Source organism: Pseudomonas sp. NPDC087817, from assembly GCF_044742875.1.
Classification (GTDB): domain Bacteria; phylum Pseudomonadota; class Gammaproteobacteria; order Pseudomonadales; family Pseudomonadaceae; genus Aquipseudomonas.
This window is the reverse complement of record NZ_JBIUVJ010000061.1, coordinates 24,349-30,939: the sequence shown is the minus strand read 5'-3', so window position 1 is coordinate 30,939 and position 6,591 is coordinate 24,349. Positions and strand designations below refer to the sequence as shown.

General features: G+C 57.4%; 5 protein-coding genes and 1 pseudogene. 4 read left to right on the top strand and 2 right to left on the bottom strand.

Annotated features, from left to right (window positions below; all coding sequences use genetic code 11):
• A pseudogene (locus tag ACIONG_RS25165) lies at positions 1 to 291 on the bottom strand (ribonucleotide-diphosphate reductase subunit beta); the annotation flags it as partial.
• A 552-nt stretch (positions 292 to 843) separates the two neighbouring features.
• Positions 844 to 1,104 carry a DUF2790 domain-containing protein gene (locus ACIONG_RS25160; protein WP_003227290.1) on the bottom strand — a complete coding sequence of 87 codons (261 nt, stop codon included), beginning with the start codon at positions 1,102 to 1,104 and terminating at the stop codon, positions 844 to 846.
• A gap of 465 nt (positions 1,105 to 1,569) precedes the next feature.
• Between ACIONG_RS25160 and acs the strand changes: the two genes are divergently transcribed.
• From acs to ACIONG_RS25140, 4 genes are all read left to right on the top strand, one after another.
• Positions 1,570 to 3,525, top strand: coding sequence for an acetate--CoA ligase (gene acs, locus ACIONG_RS25155; RefSeq protein ID WP_103304060.1), 1,956 nt, complete (start codon positions 1,570 to 1,572; stop codon positions 3,523 to 3,525).
• Between the two features lie 812 nt (positions 3,526 to 4,337).
• On the top strand, positions 4,338 to 5,114 hold the full coding sequence (locus ACIONG_RS25150; protein WP_103304061.1) for an ABC transporter substrate-binding protein: 777 nt from the start codon (positions 4,338 to 4,340) through the stop codon (positions 5,112 to 5,114).
• 91 nt (positions 5,115 to 5,205) lie between these two features.
• Complete coding sequence (locus ACIONG_RS25145) at positions 5,206 to 5,895, top strand: ABC transporter permease (RefSeq protein ID WP_103304062.1); 690 nt, start codon at positions 5,206 to 5,208, stop codon at positions 5,893 to 5,895.
• A complete protein-coding gene (locus ACIONG_RS25140) occupies positions 5,892 to 6,590 on the top strand; it encodes an ABC transporter permease (RefSeq protein WP_103304063.1) in 699 nt (232 codons plus the stop codon). The genes ACIONG_RS25145 and ACIONG_RS25140 overlap by 4 nt, the downstream gene beginning before the upstream one ends.
• Position 6,591 lies beyond the last annotated feature (1 nt).

Sequence of the window (6,591 nt, the reverse complement as noted above, 5' to 3'; positions counted from 1 at the left end):
TTGGTTGAGGTCGGCGCGGCAGTTGATCATGCGCTTTTCGTCAACGGCGACACGGGCGGAGGCGCCTTCGAGTTCGGCGAGGCCTTCGGCGACGTCGAGGGAGTTCAGTGCAGCCTTGGCGCGGGCCACGGCGGCCGAGTCGGCGGCGGTGACGGCGCGGGCTTCGAGTGCCGCGGCACCGCCGGCGTTGTCCAGGCGGTCCATGTTGGCTTCAGTAGCGTGGCCGGCGTTGGCGCCTTTCACGGTTGCTACTTCACTGTCTTCTTTGTCGAATTCGTCCCAGCTCAGCATGACGTGTCGTCTCCTGCGTGAGGGCCTGTCGCCCGTGTGAAACCTGATTGGTTGGTTTTTCACACGGTCGTACAGACCGCGTTGGATCTAAAGGAATCGTTCTTTGCAGCAGCTAAACGCAGGCATCAAACAGAATTTTGTACGGGTTTCCGAGAGCCTCTGACGGGCGCAGATCACGTTGAACGCGACTGCGGGGCTTCAGAATGGCTTTTGATCCCTGTAAGGGAATATTGCTGACCCGATTAGGGCGGCATTATAGGGAAAAAAACACGGCTGTGCTGAGGCGAATCCGCGCATGGAGCGGTCGGGGAGGGTGGTTTTTCGATGAGAGCGTGGGTTTACAGGGCTTTGCCGGGGATAGATTTTTTTTCGTAAAAATCTCGCAAATGCGGAATCGCTCAAAAAACGAACAAAAATTCACGGTTTTTACTACATCTAGTGTTTTGCAAGCACTTTTGACGACTCCAGACACAACTGAGCCCGACCGAAGTCGGGCTGGAATCGACCCTCAATGTTGCGCTGAGAGATCCAATTCGGTGCAGTCACAACTCATCAATTGGTGCAGCCGTTGCCCATGACGCTGTAACGCAGGATGTGCCGCTGACCCTTGGAGTCGTCGTATTCCATTTTCATCGGAACAACTTCGCAGACATTTGGCACTTCGCTCATCGATACAACGTTGGCGATGTCCAGGTGAGTCGAGTAAGTGTATTCCTCGATAGCCGGTTGTTGCTGTGCGACATCAGTCGGGACCTCGTCTGCCATGGCGGTTGCGCACAGACTGCTGAGGGCCAGAACCAATAAAGCTTTCATTTCAGATTTACCTTTTTGAGGTCGAGTGGGGTCGCGCAACCTTTTTAGGGTTGCGTGTGGAACTTCATCGTTTGCAGTTATTACTTGAGAACTGGATTAACGGCCTTCGTGGGGGCTGTAACGTTGTTAATCGCGTTTGCCTTGTCGGCGAGGTGAATTTTAGGGAGATGGGGTGGGGGTAAACAGAGCGGGTTTTGATAAACACCTTTGGCAGATTTGGTAACAATCCCTTGAGATGGAGATTGATAGCCGGGTGTTTTGTCTGTGGGACCGAGTTGTCTGAATCGCTGGCAAGCCAGCTCCCACAGGGGGTGCGTGATATTCGGGAGGGGTGTTCGCGGGCCGACTTGGGGATGTCTGGATGTTTTGTAGGGGCTTGTTACTACCATCGTCGAATGGTTCTATGGGCCCGGCCCCGTTACAACAGGGTCATACAAAAACAACTATTACACCGAGGTAGGAAAGATGAGTGCGGCTTCTCTGTATCCCGTTCGTCCCGAGGTTCTGGCTAACACGCTGACTGACGAGGCGACCTACAAAGCCATGTACCAACAGTCGGTCGTCAACCCTGACGGCTTCTGGCGCGAGCAAGCCAAGCGTCTCGACTGGATCAAGCCTTTCACCACGGTGAAACAGACGTCGTTCGACGATCACCATGTCGACATCAAGTGGTTTGCCGACGGCACCCTGAACGTTTCCTACAACTGCCTCGACCGTCATCTGGCCGAGCGCGGCGACCAAGTCGCGATCATCTGGGAAGGCGACGATCCTTCCGAAAGCCGCAACATCACCTACCGCGAACTGCACGAACAAGTGTGCAAACTGGCCAACGCCCTGCGTGGTCAGGACGTGCACCGCGGCGACGTGGTGACCATTTATATGCCGATGATTCCCGAAGCCGTGGTCGCCATGTTGGCCTGCACCCGGATCGGCGCGATTCACTCGGTGGTGTTCGGTGGTTTCTCGCCGGAAGCCCTGGCCGGTCGCATCATCGACTGCCGTTCGAAAGTGGTGATCACCGCTGACGAAGGCATTCGTGCCGGCAAGAAGATTTCCCTCAAGGCCAACGTCGACGACGCACTGACCAACCCGGAAACCAGCAGCATTCAGAAAGTCATTGTGTGCAAGCGCACCGGTGGCGACATCAAGTGGAACCAGCATCGCGACATCTGGTACGAAGACCTGATGAAAGTGGCGGGCACCGTGTGCGCGCCGAAAGAGATGGGCGCGGAAGAAGCGCTGTTCATCCTTTATACCTCCGGCTCCACCGGCAAGCCGAAGGGTGTGCAGCACACCACTGGCGGTTATCTGTTGTATGCGGCGATGACCCACGAGCGCGTGTTCGACTACCGTCCGGGCGAAGTTTATTGGTGCACTGCTGACGTCGGCTGGGTCACTGGCCACAGTTACATTGTCTACGGCCCGCTGGCCAATGGCGCGACCACGCTGCTGTTCGAAGGCGTGCCGAACTACCCGGACATCACTCGGGTGGCGAAGATCGTCGACAAGCACAAGGTCAATATCCTCTACACCGCACCGACGGCGATCCGCGCGATGATGGCCTCGGGTCAGGCCGCGGTTGAAGGCGCGGATGGCAGCAGCCTGCGTCTGCTCGGTTCGGTGGGTGAGCCGATCAACCCGGAAGCATGGGATTGGTACTACAAGAATGTCGGCAAGTCGCGTTGCCCGATCGTCGATACCTGGTGGCAGACCGAAACCGGCGGCAACATGATGAGCCCGCTGCCGGGCGCGCATGCGCTGAAGCCGGGTTCGGCGGCACGTCCGTTCTTCGGCGTGGTACCGGCGCTGGTCGACAACCTCGGTAACATTATTGAGGGCGAGGCTGAAGGCAATCTGGTGATTCTCGATTCGTGGCCAGGTCAGGCGCGTACGCTGTATGGCGATCACGATCGTTTCGTTGATACCTACTTCAAGACGTTCCGTGGCATGTACTTCACCGGTGACGGCGCGCGTCGTGATGCCGATGGTTACTACTGGATCACCGGGCGTGTCGATGACGTGCTCAATGTGTCGGGTCACCGCATGGGCACGGCGGAGATCGAGAGCGCGATGGTTGCGCATCCGAAGGTTGCCGAAGCGGCGGTGGTTGGGGTACCGCATGACATCAAGGGGCAGGGCATTTATGTCTATGTCACGTTGAAGAATGGTGAGGAGCCGAGCGAACAGCTGCGGCTGGAGTTGAAAAACTGGGTGCGCAAAGAGATCGGGCCGATTGCTTCGCCGGACGTGATCCAGTGGGCACCGGGGCTGCCGAAGACCCGTTCGGGCAAGATCATGCGGCGGATTCTGCGCAAGATTGCTACGGCCGAATATGACGGGTTGGGGGATATCTCGACCCTGGCGGATCCGGGTGTGGTGCAGCATTTGATTGATACGCATAAGACGATGAATGTTGCTTAAGCGTTAGAGGCATGGAGCCCTGTCCGGTGATGCCGGGCGGGGCTTTTTTGTGTCTGCTGTTTTTGTGGTGGCTGGTCTGGCCCCATCGCTGGCAAGCCAGCTCCCACAGGGGTTGTGGTGTTTCGGAAATTTCAGTTTCGGCACAAATGTGGGTTGGCTGGGTTGGCCTCATCGCCAGCAGGCTAGCTCCCACAGGTTTTGTGGTGTGTCGGATATTTCGGTGCCAGCACAAATCCCTGTGGGAGCTGGCTTGCCAGCGATAGCAGTTTGTCAGGCGCCGGTGTAGTCCGCTGTCGGAACGCGGACTCACCAACCAATAATTATCGATTTGCGCCGTAGGACATTTCCCGCTGTTACCCAAGCTCATCCACGTAACCGAATGTGTAACCGCCCGCATCAAACCGGGGCAAAGGGAAACGCATCGCCCCGTTTTAGAGCCTCAAAACCCCCAGTGAAAAATAAGACACAACGCTGCGCTTGCCGGATTAGAAGGGTTTGCGAATAATAGGCCCGCAATTTGCAGCATAGATCGGTTAACAATCGTTCGCTCTTGCATGAATTTGCAGGGCTGTCAATGCGCCCAAGTCGCTTTCTCTGTGCATCTGTAATTAGTTGTCGCATTGAAGAAATATCGGCTTCGGGCCTGTCGTTAGAATGCCGATCACTCGCTCATCGTGGCTAACGTTGAAACCTCCGACGGTTTCAATGAGAAATTTCCCACCGATGCAGCAACCGATTTCCCGATTCACCCATTCGCATATTGGGCTGTCGCTCACTCTGCCGTTTTTGCCCTTTACCGATGGAGTCCCAAGATGAAGAAACTTGTGCTGCTTGGCGCCCTGGCACTGTCCTCCGTGCTGTCGCTGAATTCCTTCGCTGACGAAAAACCTCTGAAGATCGGTATCGAAGCGGCTTACCCTCCGTTCGCCTCGAAGGCGCCGGATGGCAGCATCGTCGGTTTCGACTACGACATCGGCAACGCCCTGTGCGAGCAGATGCAGGTCAAGTGTGTGTGGGTCGAGCAAGAGTTCGACGGTCTGATCCCGGCACTGAAGGTGCGCAAGATCGACGCGATCCTGTCGTCCATGTCGATCACTGAAGATCGCAAGAAGTCTGTGGACTTCACCAACAAGTACTACAACACCCCGGCACGTCTGGTCATGAAGGCCGGCACTCAGGTCAGCGAAAACCTGAGCGAGCTGAAGGGCAAGAACATCGGCGTACAACGTGGTTCGATCCACGAACGTTTCGCCCGCGAAGTCCTGGCCCCGCTGGGTGCCGAGATCAAGCCATACGGTTCGCAGAACGAAATCTACCTCGACGTGGCCGCCGGTCGCCTCGACGGTACCGTGGCTGACGCCACCCTGCTGCAAGATGGTTTCCTGAACACCGATTCCGGCAAAGGCTTCGCCTTCGTTGGCCCGCAGTTCACCGACGTCAAATACTTCGGCGACGGCGTAGGCATCGCGGTGCGCAAGGGCGACGCCCTGAAAGACAAGATCAACGCAGCCATCGCGGCCATCCGCGAAAACGGCAAATACAAAGCAATCCAGGACAAGTACTTCGCCTTCGATATCTACGGCAAGTAACACGTCTCTGCGACAAGTCCGAAATGGCGCAAGCAACAGGATCTCTGCGGTTTGCGCCATTTTTTCATCCCAACTTTCGAGGACCTGAATCATGTTGAAAGGCTACGGGGCTGTCATCCTCGATGGCGCATGGCTGACGCTTCAGCTCGCCTTGTCGTCCATGGCTCTGGCCATCGTTCTCGGGCTGATCGGTGTTGCACTGCGCCTGTCGCCGGTGCGCTGGCTGGCCTGGCTGGGCGATCTGTATTCCACGGTGATCCGCGGGATTCCCGATCTAGTGCTGATCCTGCTGATCTTCTACGGCGGTCAGGACTTGCTCAACCGTGTAGCGCCGCTGCTCGGCTATGACGACTACATCGACCTGAACCCGCTGGCCGCCGGTATCGGCACTCTCGGTTTCATATTCGGTGCGTACCTGTCGGAAACCTTCCGTGGCGCGTTCATGGCGATCCCCAAAGGCCAGGCCGAAGCCGGCATGGCGTATGGCATGAGCAGTTTTCAGGTGTTCTTCCGGGTGATGGTGCCGCAGATGATTCGCCTGGCGATTCCTGGCTTCACCAACAACTGGCTGGTACTGACCAAGGCCACCGCGCTGATTTCCGTGGTCGGTCTGCAAGACATGATGTTCAAGGCCAAGCAGGCGGCAGATGCCACTCGCGAGCCTTTTACCTTCTTCCTCGCAGTGGCGGCGATGTACCTGGTGATCACCAGCGTGTCGTTGCTGATCCTGCGTCAACTTGAGAAGCGCTACTCGGTAGGCGTAAGGGCGGCTGATCTATGATCTTCGACTACAACGTCATTTGGGAGGCTCTGCCGCTGTACCTCGGCGGCCTGGTGACCACCCTCAAACTGCTCGCGCTGTCGCTGTTTTTCGGTTTGCTGGGGGCGTTGCCTCTGGGCCTGATGCGCGTCTCGAAGAACCCGATCGTCAATGGCGCCGCGTGGCTGTACACCTACGTGATTCGCGGCACGCCGATGCTGGTGCAACTGTTCCTGATCTACTACGGTCTGGCGCAGTTCGAAGCGGTACGCGAAAGCTTCCTGTGGCCGTGGCTGTCAAGCGCAACGTTCTGCGCGTGTCTGGCATTCGCGATCAACACCAGCGCCTACACCGCTGAAATCATCGCCGGCAGCCTCAAGGCTACGCCGAACGGTGAGATCGAAGCGGCCAAGGCCATGGGCATGTCGCGCTTCAAACTGTACAAGCGCATCCTGCTGCCATCGGCCCTGCGCCGGGCACTGCCGCAGTACAGCAACGAAGTGATCATGATGCTGCAGACCACCAGTCTGGCGTCCATCGTGACCTTGATCGACATCACCGGCGCGGCGCGTACCGTCAACGCGCAGTTCTATCTGCCGTTCGAGGCGTACATCACCGCTGGCGTGTTCTACCTGTGCCTGACCTTCATTCTGGTGAAGCTGTTCAAGCTGGCCGAGCGTCGCTGGTTGAGCTACCTCGCGCCGCGGAAGCACTGAT